The sequence below is a fragment of the Rhodococcus sp. WB9 genome, from assembly GCF_007558985.1.
In the GTDB taxonomy this organism is placed as follows: domain Bacteria; phylum Actinomycetota; class Actinomycetes; order Mycobacteriales; family Mycobacteriaceae; genus Rhodococcus_F; species Rhodococcus_F opacus.
Map to the genome: position 1 here is coordinate 5978250 of NZ_CP041769.1, position 15163 is coordinate 5993412.

Sequence of the window (15163 nt, forward strand, 5' to 3'; positions counted from 1 at the left end):
CCCTACCGGTGATGCCTGCCGCCGTTCAGCATCCAGCGGGCATCGAGCTCGCTCGTGCTGCGGCGGTGCCGCCTGATGGTGAACGACGTGATCGGCAACCGCTCGACGACACTCGCCTCGGCATGAGGATCGCCCGCGATCCCCTGTTCCAGAACCGAATACGCGGTGTGGTTGACCGAATGCACGGCCAGCCGGAGGGCGTCGAGCGCCGTCGGTCGCGGCCCGAACGCGGCGAGCGTGTGACCGCCGTCCACCGCGGTTTCGACCACCGCGTAGAAATGCCAGTCTGCACTCGAATCGCCGGTCATGATGTGCCTCACTCGATCTACTTCTGTGAGCTGTGCCATCACGGTATCGCGAGGGTACGACACGTTTTCGAAGCCGCGCCGCTCAGGCGACGTACCGGCGGCCGATCCCGAAGAGCTCCTGGGGCGCATCGATTCCCTTGAGCCGGTGACTGCCCGCCGGTTCGCCCCAGAACTCGTCGGTGTCGAGTTCGTCGTAGAACTCACCGGTTACGACCACCTCGTGGGACGGTGCGACCGCGACGACGCGACTGGCCATGTTGACGGGCCTGCCGAACCAGTCGCCCGCACTGGGCACCGCCGTGCCCCAGGCGATCCCGGCCCGCAACGGTGGAAGCCCCTCGGTGCGCGCGGCCTGCACGAGGTCGAGCGCGGAGTACGCCAGCGCGTTGGGATCGGGCGAGACCAACATGACGGCGTCCCCGATCGTCTTCACCAGACGCACCGGCGCGAGCGCCAGATCGGTGGCCAGCCCGTCGAGCCGCTCGGCCACCCGCCCCAGATCGGCGGGCGCCACCTGCTCACCGAGCAGCGTGAATCCGACGAGGTCGGCGAAACAGACGCCGATCTCCTGCGCACCGCGAACCTGCATGTTCGAGTCCCTGGCGATGCCCACCGCATCGGACCGCAACTGGTGGCGCAGAGTGGTGGCGATGAGGTGAGCCAGGATCTGCGCCTCGAAATCCGCGATGCGACGCACCTCCACCGCGTACCGCAGGGCCACCTCGGGGTGATCGCGCGTCGCCTCGAGTCGCTCCTGCAGGAGCGCGTCCGCGGCGTCGGCGACCGTCCAGAGGTTGCGGCCGAGGACCCGCGCGGCCGCGAAAATTCCGCTCTCGTCGAGCCCCAGGTCCCGGTACTGCTTGAGGCCGCGCGCGAGGTCGAGGTCGCCGTCGTCGTAGAACGTCCCGTCCTCCGACGCACCCCGGCCGATCGCCCGGAACCACCGCCGGGTGTCCTCCACGGTGACGCCGGTCTTCCGGGAGATCTCGTCGATGCCGTACCGGCCCTTCGGCGACAGCGCGTGCTCGAGGAGCAGGTGCGCGAGGCGATTGTCCCGCGATGCGACACGGAGTTCGTCGATCGACACCCCGTCCTCGATCAGGGTGTTCAGCACCCCCACGCGCGCAGAGCGATCCGATCCGCTGAGTCCGTCGAGGAGGCCGGCGGCCTCGAACTCGTGGAGTTGCGTGGGTGCCGGACCCGGGCGTCGGAGCGGGCGAGGCGGCGGGGACACCAGGCGACCCGTTCGGGGCGTGATCCGTCGGGGCTGTCGCGGGATGCGCACGTCCTCATCGTCCCAGGAACGACGTCGCCCATCGCCGTAATCCTGCGAACTCGCCTTCCCCCGTCGCCATGACCGAACTATATTCGGTATGTGACGATTCAAAGTCTGTTGCTGGACGCGGCGGAGGGACATTTCGCCCGCCGCGGCGTCCTCGCGACCCGGCTCGCCGACATCCGGCACGAGGCCGGTGTCAGCGTGGGAGCCGTCTACCACCACTTCCCGAACAAGGAAGTGCTGTACCTCCAGGTCTGGTTACGCGCGCTCGCCGACTATCAGGACGGATTCCGGGCCGCGCTCTCGGAATGCGCCGACGCCCGGTCCGGGGTGGAAGGCGCCGTGGTCCACCACCTGCAGTGGGTGTCCGGCAACCCGCAGCGGGCCACCATCCTCGCCGCGCCCCGGCCCCCGGGCGTCGACGAGCGGGCCGATTCCACCAATGCGGCGTTCTTCCGCGACGTCACCCATTGGTGGCGGGTCCACGAACACTACGGAACGGTCCGCCGGTTCGACTTCGACGTGCTCTACGCGTTGTGGCTGGGCCCGGCTCAGGAGTACTCCCGCCAGTGGCTCGCGGGCGCCATGACCACCGACCCCACCGCGGTGGCGCCCGAACTGGCGCGCGCCGCGTGGAACTCGCTACGGAACCAGGAGTAGAGGCATGACAGTGGACGTCGCACTCACCGCCGACACCGCGCAGGCCGTGCTGGCGGCCCAGCCGTTCAGCATGCTGGTCGGCGCCCGCATGACGCAGTTCGGGGAGGGCGGCGCCACCCTCGAGATCCCCGTCCGGGACGAACTCCGGCAACAGAACGGCTTCGTGCACGGCGGCGTCCTGTCGTATGCCGCCGACAACGCTCTGACGTTCGCCGCAGGCACCGTGCTCGGCGCGAACATCATGACCGCGGGCTTCACGATCACCTACCTCCGTCCCGCACAGGGTGTGCTGCTGCGGGCGGACGCCCGAGCCGACGCCTCGACCCGGCGCCAGGCGTTGTGCCGGTGCGACATCTACGCGGTGCAGGACGACGGCTCGGAGGTACTGTGCGCCGCCGCCCAGGGCACGGCGACGGTCAAGCAGCCGCGGTAGTCGCGGCCGCACGGGATGGAACGATGGGACCATGGCTCACTCCGTCGATCGTGCATCCGTGGACAGGGCGCGTGAGCGCATCACCGGCCTGATCCGCCGGACACCCACGTTCCGTGCCACCGTCTCCACCGTGCACGGCCCCGTACCGGTGATCTTCAAACTCGAGTTCCTGCAGTACGGAGGCTCGTTCAAGGTGCGGGGCAGCCTCAACGCTCTGCTCCACGCGGAGGAGGACGGGCGGCTCGACGACGCGGGCGTCGTCATCGCGTCCGGCGGGAACGCCGCGATCGGAGCGGCCTGGGCGTCGCGGCTGCGGGGCGTGAAGTGCACGGTGGTCGTCCCCGTCACGGCACCCGACGTCAAGATCGACAAGCTGATCGCGCTCGGCGCGGACGTGCGCAAGGTCGGTGCCCGATACGCCGAGGCGGCCGAGTACGCGGACGAACTCGCGACGTCGTCGAACGCCCTCGCCCTGCACGCCTACGATCTCCCCGACATCGTCGCCGGGGCAGGCACCATCGCACTCGAGATCCAGGACGACGTCGCCGAGCCGCTGTCCTACGTGATTGCCGTCGGCGGCGGCGGACTGCTCTCCGGTGTCGTCGCAGGCAGCGGCGAGGACGACAGCATCTACGGCGTGGAACCGAGCGGAGCGGCGACGCTGCACGCCGCGGTCGCCGCCCGGCAGCCCGTGGACATCGACATCGACAGCATCGCCGGCGATTCCCTCGGCGCCACCAAGATCGGTTCCATCGCCTGGGACACCGTCCGGTCGCGGCCCGTGTCCAGCCTGATCGTCGACGACGACGCCCTCATCGACGCGCGAACGCTGCTGTGGGAGGAGTTCCGGATCGTCGTCGAGCACGGCACCGCCGCGGCGCTCGCCGCGATCGTCACCGGACAGCTCGCCCCCGCCGACGACAAGCCGCTCTGTGTGGTGCTCTGCGGCGCCAACACGTCGATGACCAGCTACTGATCCTCAGACGTGTCAGCCGCGCGGTTTCAGCCGGCTGTTCGGCAGTTCGGGTGCGGGCAGCGGATCGCCGTCGTAACCCTCGACCGTGCAGAACCGGGGGTCGGCGGGCGCCGCGCCACGGAGCTCGGACTGCCACTCGCGGCGGTAGCCGACGATGTCCTCGTGGCTACGGCCGAGGAAGTTCCACCACATGATCACCTGCTCGCCCAGCGGCTCACCACCGAGCAACAGCAGCCGGGCCCGGGTCCCGCCCGTGTTGCGCAACGCCACCAGCGATTCCCCGGGCGGCTGATAGCCGAGTTCCGCCCACCGCAGCGTGGTCCCGCGCAGCTGCACCTCACCCTCGTCGACGAGCACCCCGACCTCGAAGCCGCGCTGGATGTCGAGGGTGACGTCCGCACCCGGCTCCAGGAGGATCTCGGCGCCGAGCAGCGGCGTGAACGTGCGGACCGGTGACGTGGAGCCCGCCGTGCTCCCGAGGAACACCCGCACCGTCGCGCCGTCCAGTTCGACCGGGTCGGGTGCATACGTCTCGAACGCCGGATCCGCGTCCTGCGCCGACGCCGGCAACGCCACCCACAGCTGCGCGCCGTGCAGGACGCGCGTCTGCGGTGTCGAGACCTCGGAGTGCGCGATCCCCCGACCCGCGGTCATCAGGTTGAGCTCGCCGGGACGCACCATCGCGTGCGAACCGATGCTGTCGCGGTGTTCGATCTCGCCGGTGAACAGCCAGCTCACCGTCTGCAGTCCCGTGTGCGGGTGTGGTGGCACGTTCATCCCGCCCGTGTTCCCGACGTCGTCCGGACCGTAGTGGTCGGCGAAGCACCAGGCTCCGATCAGCGACCGTTCGCGCTGTGGGAGAGTGCGCCGGACCGGCATCGCGCGGGGACCACCGAGCGGGACCTCGCGCGAACCGAGCACCTGGATGCCCCCGCCGTCGGGGTGCGACTCGCACCGCTCTTCCACCGAATTCGTCTCCAGATTGCTCACTGCTCCATCGTGCCTTCCGTCAGTCCTGTGCGCCGCGCAGTTTCGCGCAGAGTTCGGTGAGTGTGTCGAGTTCGTCGTCGGACAGTGCCGGGCCGACGTGCCGCCGGATGCTCGCCGCGTGCCTGCGTCCGACGGACTTCTGCACACGCGCACCCTCGTCCGTCAAGGCGACGACGGTTCCCCGGCGGTCGCCGGGATCGCACTCCCGCGTGACGAATCCGGAGCCGGACAGCCGCTCGACGAGCCGGCTCAGCGACGGTTGGCTGAGCAGGATCTCCCGGTTGAGATCGTGCAGGCGCAGTCTGTGTCCGGGTGCCCGGGCGAGGGTGAACAGCACGTCGTATTCGCGCATGCTCAGTTCGTCCCACACGTCGTCGGCGGCGAGGTTGCGCATCACCGCGACCTGGGCGCGGAAGAGAGCCTCCCACGCCTCGGCCGCTCGTTCGGTCCTACTGACGGGCGGCATCGACCGGCTCGCGATCGGCCTTCATCGACGCGTGCGTCGGCGGGTTGTCCGGCACGCCCGCAGGTCGCCGGGCGGCGAACTCCTTGCGCAACACGGGCACGACCTCGTCGCCGAGCAGATCCAGCTGCTCCAGCACCGTCTGCAAGGGAAGCCCCGCATGGTCGACGAGGAACAACTGCCGCTGGTAGTCGCCGAAGAAGTCGGCGAACGTCAGGGTCTTCTCGATCACCTGTTCCGGTGTGCCGACGGTGAGCGGGGTCTGATCGGTGAAGTCCTCGAGGCTCGGCCCGTGGCCGTAGACGGGGGCGTTGTCGAAGTAGGGCCGGAACTCGTCGACGGCGTCCTTGGCGTTCCTGCGCATGAAGACCTGCCCGCCCAGTCCGACGATCGCCTGGTCCGCGCGGCCGTGACCGTAGTGCTCGTACCGTTCGCGGTAGAGGTTGATCAGGGCGATGTAGTGCTCCTTGGGCCAGAAGATGTTGTTGGCGAAGAAGCCGTCACCGTGGAACGCCGCGATCTCGGCGATCTCCGGGCTGCGGATCGAGCCGTGCCACACGAAGGGCGGGATGCCGTCGAGCGGACGCGGGGTCGACGTGAAGCCCTGCAGCGGGGTGCGGAACTGTCCCTGCCAGTCCACGACGTCCTCGTCCCACAGCCGGCGCAGCAGCCGGTAGTGCTCGAGCGCCAGCGGAATTCCCTGGCGGATGTCCTGTCCGAACCACGGGTAGACGGGGGCCGTGTTTCCGCGACCCATCATGAGATCCACCCGGCCGTCCGCAAGGTGCTGCAGCATCGCGTAGTCCTCGGCGATCTTCACCGGGTCGTTGGTGGTGATCAGCGTCGTGGACGTCGACAGGATGATCTTCTCGGTCTGCGCTGCGAGGTAGCCGAGCATCGTGGTCGGGGAGGACGGCACGAACGGCGGGTTGTGATGCTCGCCGGTGGCGAACACGTCGAGCCCGACGTCCTCGGCATGCTTGGCGATGGTCGTCATCGCCTTGATGCGTTCGTGCTCGGTGGGGGTGCGGCCGGTGGTGGGATCGGGGGTCACGTCGCCGACGGTGAAGATTCCGAACTGCATAGCTGTTCCTCTCGCGCCAGAACTCCATGCGTTTGCATGAACCTATTGCAACATTCAACCACTTTGTCCTATTCCGGAAACGACCGAGGGCGGCAAGCGCAGTGCGCTTGCCGCCCTCGGCGATGTCCGGATCGAACGAGCCCGATCAGTGCATCATGGCCGTGGGGGCACCTTCCGCCTCGAGCTGCGGGTTGACCGACTTCTTGCGCGGCAGCAGGAACGCCGGGATGAGCGTCAACGCGATCAGCACGGTGGCGACCAGGAACGTGTTGCCGAACGCGTCGGCCGCCTGACTCAGGACCTGGTCCACCATCCCGGGAGGCTCCTGTGCGGCGACCTCGGGCACGTGCTGCATCGCGACCGTCTGGCTGTCGAGCCCGCGATCGAGCAATTGGTTGGTGAGGACCACCGACATGACGGCGGTACCGATCGAACCCGCGGTCTGCTGGACGATGTTCATCAGCGTGGAACCGCGCGCGACCTGCTCGTTGGACAGCGTGACGATCGCTGCGGTCATCAGCGGCATCATCGTGCAGCCCATGCCCATGCCCATCACGAACAGCGCACCCATCAGCAGCCAGGTCGGTGAGTCCGACGCCACCTGCGTGAAGACGCCCAGACCGATCAGGATCAGCGGCAGACCCGTCAGCACGATCTTGCCGGGCCCGATCTTGTCGACGAGACGTCCGGCCACCGGCATAGTCAGCATCGCGCCGATACCCTGCGGCGCCATCAGCAGACCAGCGGCGAGCGTGGTGTGCCCGCCGACCTGGATGAAGTAGCTGGGAAACAGCAGACCGGCACCCATGAACGCGACGATGAACAGCGACGTCGTGATGACCGCGACCGACAGCTGCCGGTTCTTGAACAGGTGCAGGTCGATCAGCGGGTGATCCTTGCGGAGCGCGTGGAACACGAACGCGACGATCAGCGCCAGGCCGACCACACCGGGCACGAGCACGCGAGCCGAAGCAACGGTTCCCACCTCCGGGATGGACGACACACCGAACAGGAACAGAGCCAGACCCGGCGAGAGCAGCAGCATGCCGAGGAAGTCGAAGGACTCGGACGGCGACGCGTTGTCGGACGGCAGGATGATGAACGCAGCAGCCAGGGCGATGATGCCGATGGGCAAGTTGATCAGGAAGATCCAGTGCCAGCTCGCCGCCTCGATCAGCCAGCCACCGAGGATCGGACCACCGATGGGGCCGAGCAGCATGGGGATTCCGAGAACCGCCATGACCCTGCCGACGCGGTCGGGGCCGGCCGCCTTCGTCATGATCGTCATGCCGAGCGGCATCAACATGCCGCCGCCGAGGCCCTGCAGGACGCGGAAGCCGATGAGCGACGTGATGTCCCACGCGAAGCTACACAGCACCGAGCCGAGGACGAACAGCACGAGCGCCGTCATGTAGAGGCGCTTGGTGCCGAATCGGTCGGCCGCCCACCCGGTGACCGGGATGACCGTGGCCAGGGCGAGTGTGTACGCGGTCATCGTCCATGCGACGGTGGCGTACGTGGTGTCGAATTCCGTGGCGAACGTCGGCAACGCGACGCTGACGACGGTCACGTCGAGGATCGACATGATGGCACCGAGCACCACCACGGACGCGATCTTGAGGACCGTGCCGTCGAGCTTGTCGGGCGCCGCGTTCGCGGCGGTCGGCGATGTCATCCGAGTATCTCCTGGTTGAGTTCTCGCAGGGACTCCCCCGCGAGGATCGGTTGTAGTGCCTCGATCAGCCGAGTTCGCTCGATCTCCGGAACCCGCCATGCGAACCGTCGCAACTGATCACGCTTGCATTCGATGTGCTGGGTAGCGACCTTATGTCCGGCCTCCGACAGGGAGACCCGCTTGACCCGCCGGTCGCGTTCGTCCTCCCGGCGAACGACCAGACCCAGTTTCACGAGTTGATCGACGTTCCGACCCGCTGCCGCCACCGAGAGCCGCAACCGCTCGGCCACCTCGTTGATCGGAAGTGGCTCACCGTGCTGAACCAGCGCGAAGAGCATGCGCACCTGCGAGAACGTGAGATCCAGCTCGATGAGGTTGTCCATCGACTCCGACTCCCCCGCACTCAACAGTTGGGTGAAGAAGTCGTTGAGTAGTTCGAAGAGAAGATCAGGAGATTTGTCGGGCACCCTCAAATGCTAGCGCTCATGCAACTATTGCCCAAGGGCAACTATGACGCAACCGAATAAATGGTGTCAGGTGTCACATTCCCCGGCGGCACCCTCGACCTGCGGGTTCAGTCCTGAACGAGCACCGCTTTGCCCAGCACGAGACCGGCCTCGAGATCACGCAGTGCGTCCGCGGCCCGCTCGAGCGGATACCGTGAGGTGACCACGGGACGCAGTCCGCGCTCCACGTGCCGGATCAACGCGGCATGCACCTCCTCCAGCGCATTCGGTTCGGTCCGGATGAACTCACCCCACGCCGCACCCACGATGCTGATGTTGCGGAACAGCACCCGGTTCACCTTCACCTCGGGGATCGCCCCGCCCGCGAAACCGATCACGACCAGCCTGCCTTCGGGGGCCAGCACCCGGACGGCCTCGTCGAACGCGTCGCCGCCGACCGGATCGACCACGATCTGCGCGCCCCGGCCGCCGGTCAGCTCACGGACCCGGGCGCCCCAGCCGCCGAGGCGGACGACCTCGTCGGCCCCCAGTTCGCGCAGGAAGTCGTCGGCCCCGTCCCGGCGCACCACCGCGATCACGCGGGCGCCGTGCGCCTTGGCCAACTGGATGGTGGACGTTCCCACCCCACCCGCCGCGCCGAGGACGACGACGGTTTCGTCTGCCCGCAGCCGAGCCCGGCGCTCCAACGCGAATTCCATCGTCTGATAGTTGACGATCAGTGACGCCGCTTCGTCGAAATCCAGGATCGACGGGATGGGCAGCACCTGCGCCGGCGGCACCGCGACCCGTTCGGCGTAACCGCCGACCTGCGACGCCGCGAGCACCCGGCGACCGGGCTCGAACCCGCTGCCTGCCGGTGCGGACACCACGACACCCGCGACTTCGGCGCCGGGAACGAACGGCAACTCGGGGCCGAGCTGATACTTGCCGTAGCTGATCAGCAGGTCGGGGAAGCACACACCGCTGGCCTTGACGTCGATCAGGACGAGCCCCTCGGCCGCTGGTTCGGGGATGTCCTGCAGCGTCATGCCGCCCGGCCCCGACAGCTCCGTCACCACCACTGCGCGCATGCTCGAAACATTAGACGCGCAGGGGTGGCGAGAGGCGTCAACGAGCGAACAGCCGCTTCCGCCTACGGGCGACGGAGACCAGCTCGACCGCGTCGGTCATCTTGACGCGGGGCCGGCCGGACCCCGCCGCGCGGCCGGTCTCCGCCTTGTCGATCGCACGCCAGCCGGGGAAGCCGATCTGTTCCGGCTGGCGTCGATCGATCAGCTTCTTCACGTCCTTGCGGGTGCCGACCGTGCCGAGGAGCTTTCCGGCCTCGAAATCCGCGAGCAGTGACGACACCGTCTCCTTCGCGCACGCCTTGTTGGTGCCGATGACGCCGCTGGGACCACGCTTGATCCATCCGGTCACGTACACCCGGTCGGTGACCCGGCCGTGCTCGTTGGGGATCACGCCGCGCTTCTCGTCGAACGCGACACCGCCGACGGGATTGCCGCGGTACCCGATGGAACGCAGCACGAGCGAGGTGTCCAGCGAGCCCTCCTCGCCCCGAGCCCGGGCGGACAACGCGCCCGACTCGTCGACCACCAGTTCGTTGCGTCCATAGCGCAGGACCTCGGCCTTGCCGGATCCGGTGACCTCGAGCGGCGACGCCAGGTAGCGGAACACGATGCGCTTGTGACCGGGCCGCGGGGCACGCTGCGCGAACTCCCGTGCCAGCCGGACCTTCATCGCGGTGGCCGGATCGTCCAGCAGTGCCTCACTGGCCGGGTCCAGGTCGAGGTCGGCGTCGTCGATGACGACGTCCACGTTGTCGAGGTCGCCGAGCGCCAGGAACTCGGGGTTGCTGTAGGCGGCCTGCGCGGGCCCGCGGCGGCCGAGAAGCACGACCTCCTCGATGTTGCTGCGACGCAGCGCGGCGAGGGCGTGATCGGCGATGTCCGTCCGCTCCAGCTCCTCGACGTTCATAGTGAGGATGCGGGCCACGTCGAGCGCGACGTTGCCGTTGCCGACGATCACCGCGCGCTTCGCGGACAGGTCGAACGTGCGCTGCGCGTAGTCCGGGTGGCCGTTGTACCAGGCCACGAATTCGGTGGCGGCGTGCACGCCGGGAAGGTCCTCGCCCGGGATTCCCAGACGCCGGTCGTTCGACGCCCCGACGGCGTAGATGACGGCGTGGTGATTCTCCAGCAGCTCGTCGTGGGTGACGTGCGTGCCGACCTCGACGTTGAGGTGGAACTCGAAGTTCGGCCGGTCGAGGCTCCATTCGAACATCCGGGTCACCTCCTTGGTGCCGGGGTGGTCGGGTGCGACACCGGCGCGGACGAGTCCCCACGGGGTCGGGAGCTTCTCGAACATCTCGACCTCGACGTCCGAACGTTCGAGCAGTTCACCCGCCGCGTAGCAGGCCGCGGGGCCGGCGCCGACGACGGCGACCCGGAGTGTGCCGAGGTCGCGGCGCGGCGGGGTCGCGGGCGTGAGGGGGATCCACCCGGTCGGCATCGGGTTGGTCGTGTAGTACTCGGCGTTGATGTCCTTGTAGCGGGTGAGCGAACCGATGAGCTTGTCTTCCGGGAAGATCGCGTCGACCGGACAGGCATCGACGCAGGCCCCGCAGTCGATGCAGGTTTCCGGGTCGATGTGCAGCATCTCGGTCTGCGCGAATTCCCGCTCCTCCGGTGTCGGATGGATGCAGTTCACGGGGCATGCGGAGACGCAGCTCGCGTCGTTGCAGCACGCCTGGGTGATGACATATGCCATTGCGGTTTCCTCACACCTGTCCGGACATCGAACTCGTTTGTGTTACACGTAGTAACAGTTATATGAACTGTACTGAGAATCGCGTCCGCAAACAAGCACCGGCGCCGGATGGAAGAATCAAAGCTCCGTCCACGAGCGAAGGAACCGCATCTTGGCACTCGACCTACCCCTCGCCGCTCCCCCCGCACGCGGCCGCTTCTTCGAGACGTCCTGGCCGGTCCGCACCGGCGACATCGATGCCGCGAAGCGCCTCCGTCTCGACGGGATCGCGCGCTATCTGCAGGACGCCGGTCTGGACAACCTCGACGCGGTCGACGCCGCCGACAGCCACCCGCTGTGGATCGTCCGGCGCACCGTCATCGACGTCGTGCGGCCCGCGGTGTGGCCCGAGCGGGTGCACCTGCGGCGCTGGTGCTCGGCACTGTCGACCCGTTGGACGAACATGCGGGTCCAGATCGAGGGTGAGGCGGGCGCGCTCATCGAGACCGAAGGTTTCTGGATCCACATCAGCGGCGAAACGGGAATGCCCACCCGCATCGACGACGGGTTCATCGAACGCCTCGGCGAATCGGCGGACGAACACCGGCTCAAGTGGAAGCGGTGGCTCGTCGAGAATGCTCCGGCCGCCGACGAGGACGGCATCGTGGACACCGAGTTCGTCCTGCGCCGCACCGACATCGACCCGTTCGACCACGTCAACAACGCCGTCTACTGGCAGGCCGTCGAAGAACTGCTCGCCGACCACGAGCATCCGGGCGGTGGCCGCCTCGTCGACAACCCCCATCGCGCCGTGCTCGAATACCTCTCGCCCATCGTGTCGACCGACCGGATCGTCCTGCGTTCGCGGCGGGACGACACGTCGCTGACCGTGTGGTTCCTGGTCGACGACGCCCTGCGCGCCGTGGCCCGGGTCGGGCCACTCACCACCTGATCAGACCATCTGCTGGGTGCCGATCACCCGCAACAGGTCGAGCCTGGCCCGCGCGTCGGAGCCCGGCTGCGGCATGTACACGAGCAGGTGCTGGTAGGCGCTCGGGGTCAGCAGCGTCTCGCAGACGAGGTCGATACGTCCGACCTCGGCGTGGAGGACGGTCTTCGTGTCGGACCGGCGGACGGCCACATCGTGCCTGTCCCAGAGCGCCGCGAACTCGGTGCTGCTCTCGTAGAGGTGGTCCACGAGTTCCGTCACGTCGGCGTCACCGGCCCGCCGGGCGGCTGTCGCCCGCAGATCCGCGACGTGACGTCCGGCGAGCCGCTCGTGATCGTCTTCAGGGAACATCCCGCGCTCGCCGGGGTGCGCGAACCACCGCCACGGCACGTACCGATCGAGACCCGAATACCGGGACGCGTCGCCGAACAGGATCACGTGCATACGGTTCTGGACCAGCACTTCCCCGAGGTCCGAGATGACGCAGCCCGGGGTGTCGTCGAGCTTGTCGAGCAGATGCAGCAGTCCCGGTCCGACGTGCTTGTTGCCCGCGGACCGCATCGGCGGAACCTGACCCGACAACAGGTAGAGATGGTCGCGCTGATCGTCGGTCAGCCGCAGCGCCCGCGCGATCGACGCCAGGACCTGCGTCGACGGATGCGGACCGCGTGCCTGCTCGAGTCGCGTGTAGTAGTCCGTCGACATTCCCGCGAGCATCGCCACCTCGTCGCGCCGGAGCCCCGGCGTCCGCCGCCGCACTCCCGGTGGCAGTCCGACGTCGGCCGGAACCAGCTGTTCCCTGCGACGGCGGAGGAAGTCGGCCAACTCGGAGCGGTTCATGAATCAACTGTGCCGGACCCGCCTGCCCGCTGCCAGGGATCGCCGGTCCCCCGATAAGCGGTCTCTGGTTGCCGCTCCCGGCGACGGCGACGCTGGTAACAGTCCGGAACAGCCACCGCCCATCGGAGCAGAACATGATCAGCACCGCACTCGGAACCACCGGTCCCACCGTCAGCCGGCTCGGCCTCGGCGCCATGGGCATGTCCGGGATGTACGGCAAGACGGACGACGCGGAGTCCGTCGCCACGATCCACGCGGCGCTCGACGCCGGGATCGACCTCGTCGACACCGGGGACTTCTACGGATCGGGCCACAACGAGTCCCTGATCGGCAAGGCCCTCGCCGGCCGCCGACGCGAGGACGTGACCCTCAGCGTCAAGTTCGGCGGTCTGCGCGGCCCCGGCGGCACGTGGGCGGGGGTCGACACGCGACCCGAGTCGATCCGGAACTTCCTCGCGTACTCGCTGCAGCGTCTCGGCGTCGACTACATCGACATCTACCGCCCCGCCCGTCTCGACCGCGACGTGCCGATCGAGGACACCGTCGGCACGATCGGTGAACTCATCGAGGCCGGCTACGTGCGCCACATCGGCCTGTCCGAGGTGGGTCCCGAGACCCTTCGCCGAGCGGCGGCGGTGCACCCGATCGTGGACCTGCAGATCGAGTACTCGCTCGTCTCCCGGGGTATCGAGGCCGCGATCCTCCCGCTCTGCCGGGAACTCGGGATCCGCGTGACGGCCTACGGCGTACTCTCCCGGGGCCTGCTCAGCGACTCGCTGCGCACCGATCAGACCCTCGCGGCCGACGACTTCCGCGCACACAGCCCCCGGTTCCAAGGCGAGAACCTCCGGCAGAACCTCACCCTCGTCGACTCGCTCGCCGCCGTGGCCGCGCAGCACGGGGTGAGCGTCGCGCAGCTGGCGATCGCGTGGGTACTCGCCCAGGGCGACGACATCGTGCCCGTCGTCGGAGCGCGCACCGTCGCCCGGCTCGAGGAGACGCTCGGCGCACTCGACGTCCACCTCGGCGACGGTGACCTCGCGGCCATCGCGGCAGCGGTTCCCGACACCGCTGTCGCCGGGGAACGCTACGCGCCCGCGCAGATGGCCCAGCTCGACAGTGAACGCGCCGGCGTGGGGCGCTAGCGTCTAGCCATGGCCTCGCACAGCTCGTCGCGGAATCGCACCCTGATCCTGATGCGCCACGGCAAGTCGGCGTACCCGGAGGGGGTCGCGGATCACGAGCGGCCGTTGGCGCCGCGCGGCCGGAAACAGGCGGGTCTGGCCGGTGAGTGGCTGCGGTCGACTCAGCCGCCGATCGACGCCGTGCTGTGTTCGACCGCGCGCCGCACCCGGGAAACGCTGGAGGCGACCCGGGTCGGCGCTCCCGCCCGGTTCGCCGAGGAGCTGTACGGCGCGTACCCGTCCGAGGTGCTCATGGAGATCGTGCGGGTCGAACTGTCGGTGCGTACCCTGCTCGTGGTCGGGCACGTTCCCGGCATGCCGTCGACGGCACTGGATCTGGCGGGCAACCCCGATACCGGGGAGGCCAACCTGATGCGGGAGAAGTTCCCGACGTCCGCGCTCGCCGTCCTCACGGTGCCGTGCGACTGGGACGAACTCACGTCGAGCGCGGCGTCACTCGCCGCGTTCCACGTCCCGCGGTAGCGGTCTCAGAACAGCTTCCGGCCGACGACGGCGACGACACCCAGAATGAGGACCAGCACGAGGGCTGACCAGAATCCGAACAGCCACCACACCACCCCGAAGACGACCAGTGCCGGGGCCACGGTGATGAGTGCGATCGTGGGGCTCTCCCGCAGCACTTCGAGTGCCGACTCGGTCTTGACGCGATCGATCTTCTTCTCGGACATCTCGTCCCCGTTCAGCTAAACCACACATATCGGACAGGTGTGCTCGAGGATAGTCTTCACGGACGAGAACCAGCCTCCGAGCGAGGGCAGACGAGCGGCGAGGAGATGAGGAAAGCGCAGTGACCACCCGACAGGAGACGGCCGCCCAGACACGCCGGGACTTGCTCGACGCCGCCTAAGTGGTCTTCGAACGCAAGGGGTATCTGAACGCGACCATCACCGACATCACCACCGAGGCGGCAAGGCCGCGGGCTCGTTCTACAACCATTTCGACGGCAAGGAGGCGCTGCTCCTCGCGCTCGCGGGCGACATCGGCGACGACGCGGATGCACTCATCGCCACGTCCCCGGACGATCTGCGGGACCTCGGCCCGCATCTCGCCGTGTTCTGGTAACTCCAGTCGCGGCACCCCACCGTG

18 protein-coding genes are annotated in these 15163 nt (G+C 68.3%); 6 read left to right on the top strand and 12 right to left on the bottom strand.

What is annotated here, in order from left to right:
- Positions 1-2: 2 nt before the first annotated feature.
- Together FND50_RS27870 and FND50_RS27875 are read right to left on the bottom strand one after the other, a co-directional pair.
- Positions 3-308 carry a hypothetical protein gene (locus FND50_RS27870; protein ID WP_144287855.1) on the bottom strand — a complete coding sequence of 102 codons (306 nt, stop codon included), beginning with the start codon at positions 306-308 and terminating at the stop codon, positions 3-5.
- 82 nt (positions 309-390) lie between these two features.
- Positions 391-1593, bottom strand: coding sequence for an adenylate/guanylate cyclase domain-containing protein (locus FND50_RS27875; protein WP_144287856.1), 1203 nt, complete (start codon positions 1591-1593; stop codon positions 391-393).
- Positions 1594-1683: 90 nt separating this feature from the next.
- Between FND50_RS27875 and FND50_RS27880 the strand changes: the two genes are divergently transcribed.
- The 3 genes from FND50_RS27880 to FND50_RS27890 are packed head-to-tail and all read left to right on the top strand — an operon-like array spanning position 1684 to position 3656.
- Positions 1684-2247 carry a TetR/AcrR family transcriptional regulator gene (locus FND50_RS27880; RefSeq protein WP_144287857.1) on the top strand — a complete coding sequence of 188 codons (564 nt, stop codon included), beginning with the start codon at positions 1684-1686 and terminating at the stop codon, positions 2245-2247.
- 4 nt (positions 2248-2251) lie between these two features.
- A complete protein-coding gene (locus FND50_RS27885; protein ID WP_005258207.1) occupies positions 2252-2680 on the top strand; it encodes a PaaI family thioesterase in 429 nt (142 codons plus the stop codon).
- Between the two features lie 31 nt (positions 2681-2711).
- The gene (locus FND50_RS27890; RefSeq protein ID WP_144287858.1) at positions 2712-3656 is read left to right on the top strand and encodes a serine/threonine dehydratase; all 945 of its coding nucleotides are present in this window, start codon (positions 2712-2714) and stop codon (positions 3654-3656) included.
- Positions 3657-3668: 12 nt separating this feature from the next.
- Here the strand turns inward: FND50_RS27890 and FND50_RS27895 are convergent, their stop codons facing one another.
- The 7 genes from FND50_RS27895 to FND50_RS27925 all read right to left on the bottom strand — a co-directional run bounded on the left by FND50_RS27895 (position 3669) and on the right by FND50_RS27925 (position 11104).
- Positions 3669-4646 (bottom strand): pirin family protein, encoded by a 978-nt coding sequence (locus tag FND50_RS27895; RefSeq protein ID WP_144287859.1) that lies wholly within the window; start codon positions 4644-4646, stop codon positions 3669-3671.
- 19 nt (positions 4647-4665) lie between these two features.
- Complete coding sequence (locus tag FND50_RS27900) at positions 4666-5112, bottom strand: MarR family winged helix-turn-helix transcriptional regulator (RefSeq protein WP_005252154.1); 447 nt, start codon at positions 5110-5112, stop codon at positions 4666-4668.
- Complete coding sequence (locus FND50_RS27905; RefSeq protein WP_144287860.1) at positions 5096-6193, bottom strand: LLM class flavin-dependent oxidoreductase; 1098 nt, start codon at positions 6191-6193, stop codon at positions 5096-5098. Before FND50_RS27905 ends, FND50_RS27900 begins: the two co-directional genes overlap by 17 nt.
- Positions 6194-6338: 145 nt before the next feature.
- A complete protein-coding gene (locus FND50_RS27910; protein WP_144287861.1) occupies positions 6339-7868 on the bottom strand; it encodes a DHA2 family efflux MFS transporter permease subunit in 1530 nt (509 codons plus the stop codon).
- Positions 7865-8335, bottom strand: coding sequence for a MarR family winged helix-turn-helix transcriptional regulator (locus tag FND50_RS27915; RefSeq protein ID WP_005574387.1), 471 nt, complete (start codon positions 8333-8335; stop codon positions 7865-7867). Before FND50_RS27915 ends, FND50_RS27910 begins: the two co-directional genes overlap by 4 nt.
- 107 nt (positions 8336-8442) lie before the next feature.
- On the bottom strand, positions 8443-9405 hold the full coding sequence (locus tag FND50_RS27920) for an NADPH:quinone oxidoreductase family protein (protein ID WP_144287862.1): 963 nt from the start codon (positions 9403-9405) through the stop codon (positions 8443-8445).
- A 37-nt stretch (positions 9406-9442) separates the two neighbouring features.
- Complete coding sequence (locus FND50_RS27925) at positions 9443-11104, bottom strand: FAD-dependent oxidoreductase (protein WP_144287863.1); 1662 nt, start codon at positions 11102-11104, stop codon at positions 9443-9445.
- A 151-nt stretch (positions 11105-11255) separates the two neighbouring features.
- On the opposite strand from FND50_RS27925, the gene FND50_RS27930 reads away from it, so the two are divergent.
- Positions 11256-12035 (top strand): acyl-[acyl-carrier-protein] thioesterase, encoded by a 780-nt coding sequence (locus tag FND50_RS27930; RefSeq protein WP_005258224.1) that lies wholly within the window; start codon positions 11256-11258, stop codon positions 12033-12035.
- Here FND50_RS27930 and FND50_RS27935 read toward each other — a convergent pair whose 3' ends face one another.
- On the bottom strand, positions 12036-12872 hold the full coding sequence (locus FND50_RS27935) for a helix-turn-helix transcriptional regulator (RefSeq protein ID WP_144287864.1): 837 nt from the start codon (positions 12870-12872) through the stop codon (positions 12036-12038).
- Positions 12873-13006: 134 nt separating this feature from the next.
- On the opposite strand from FND50_RS27935, the gene FND50_RS27940 reads away from it, so the two are divergent.
- Both FND50_RS27940 and FND50_RS27945 read left to right on the top strand, forming a co-directional pair.
- Complete coding sequence (locus tag FND50_RS27940) at positions 13007-14017, top strand: aldo/keto reductase (RefSeq protein WP_144287865.1); 1011 nt, start codon at positions 13007-13009, stop codon at positions 14015-14017.
- Between the two features lie 9 nt (positions 14018-14026).
- A complete protein-coding gene (locus FND50_RS27945; RefSeq protein WP_144287866.1) occupies positions 14027-14539 on the top strand; it encodes a histidine phosphatase family protein in 513 nt (170 codons plus the stop codon).
- A 5-nt stretch (positions 14540-14544) separates the two neighbouring features.
- On the opposite strand, the gene FND50_RS27950 is transcribed toward FND50_RS27945, so the two are convergent.
- Together FND50_RS27950 and FND50_RS37165 are read right to left on the bottom strand one after the other, a co-directional pair.
- Entirely contained in the window at positions 14545-14745 is a 201-nt protein-coding gene (locus FND50_RS27950) for a hypothetical protein (RefSeq protein WP_005258232.1), read from the bottom strand.
- A gap of 175 nt (positions 14746-14920) precedes the next feature.
- Entirely contained in the window at positions 14921-15154 is a 234-nt protein-coding gene (locus FND50_RS37165; RefSeq protein ID WP_260850744.1) for a hypothetical protein, read from the bottom strand.
- Positions 15155-15163: the final 9 nt, after the last annotated feature.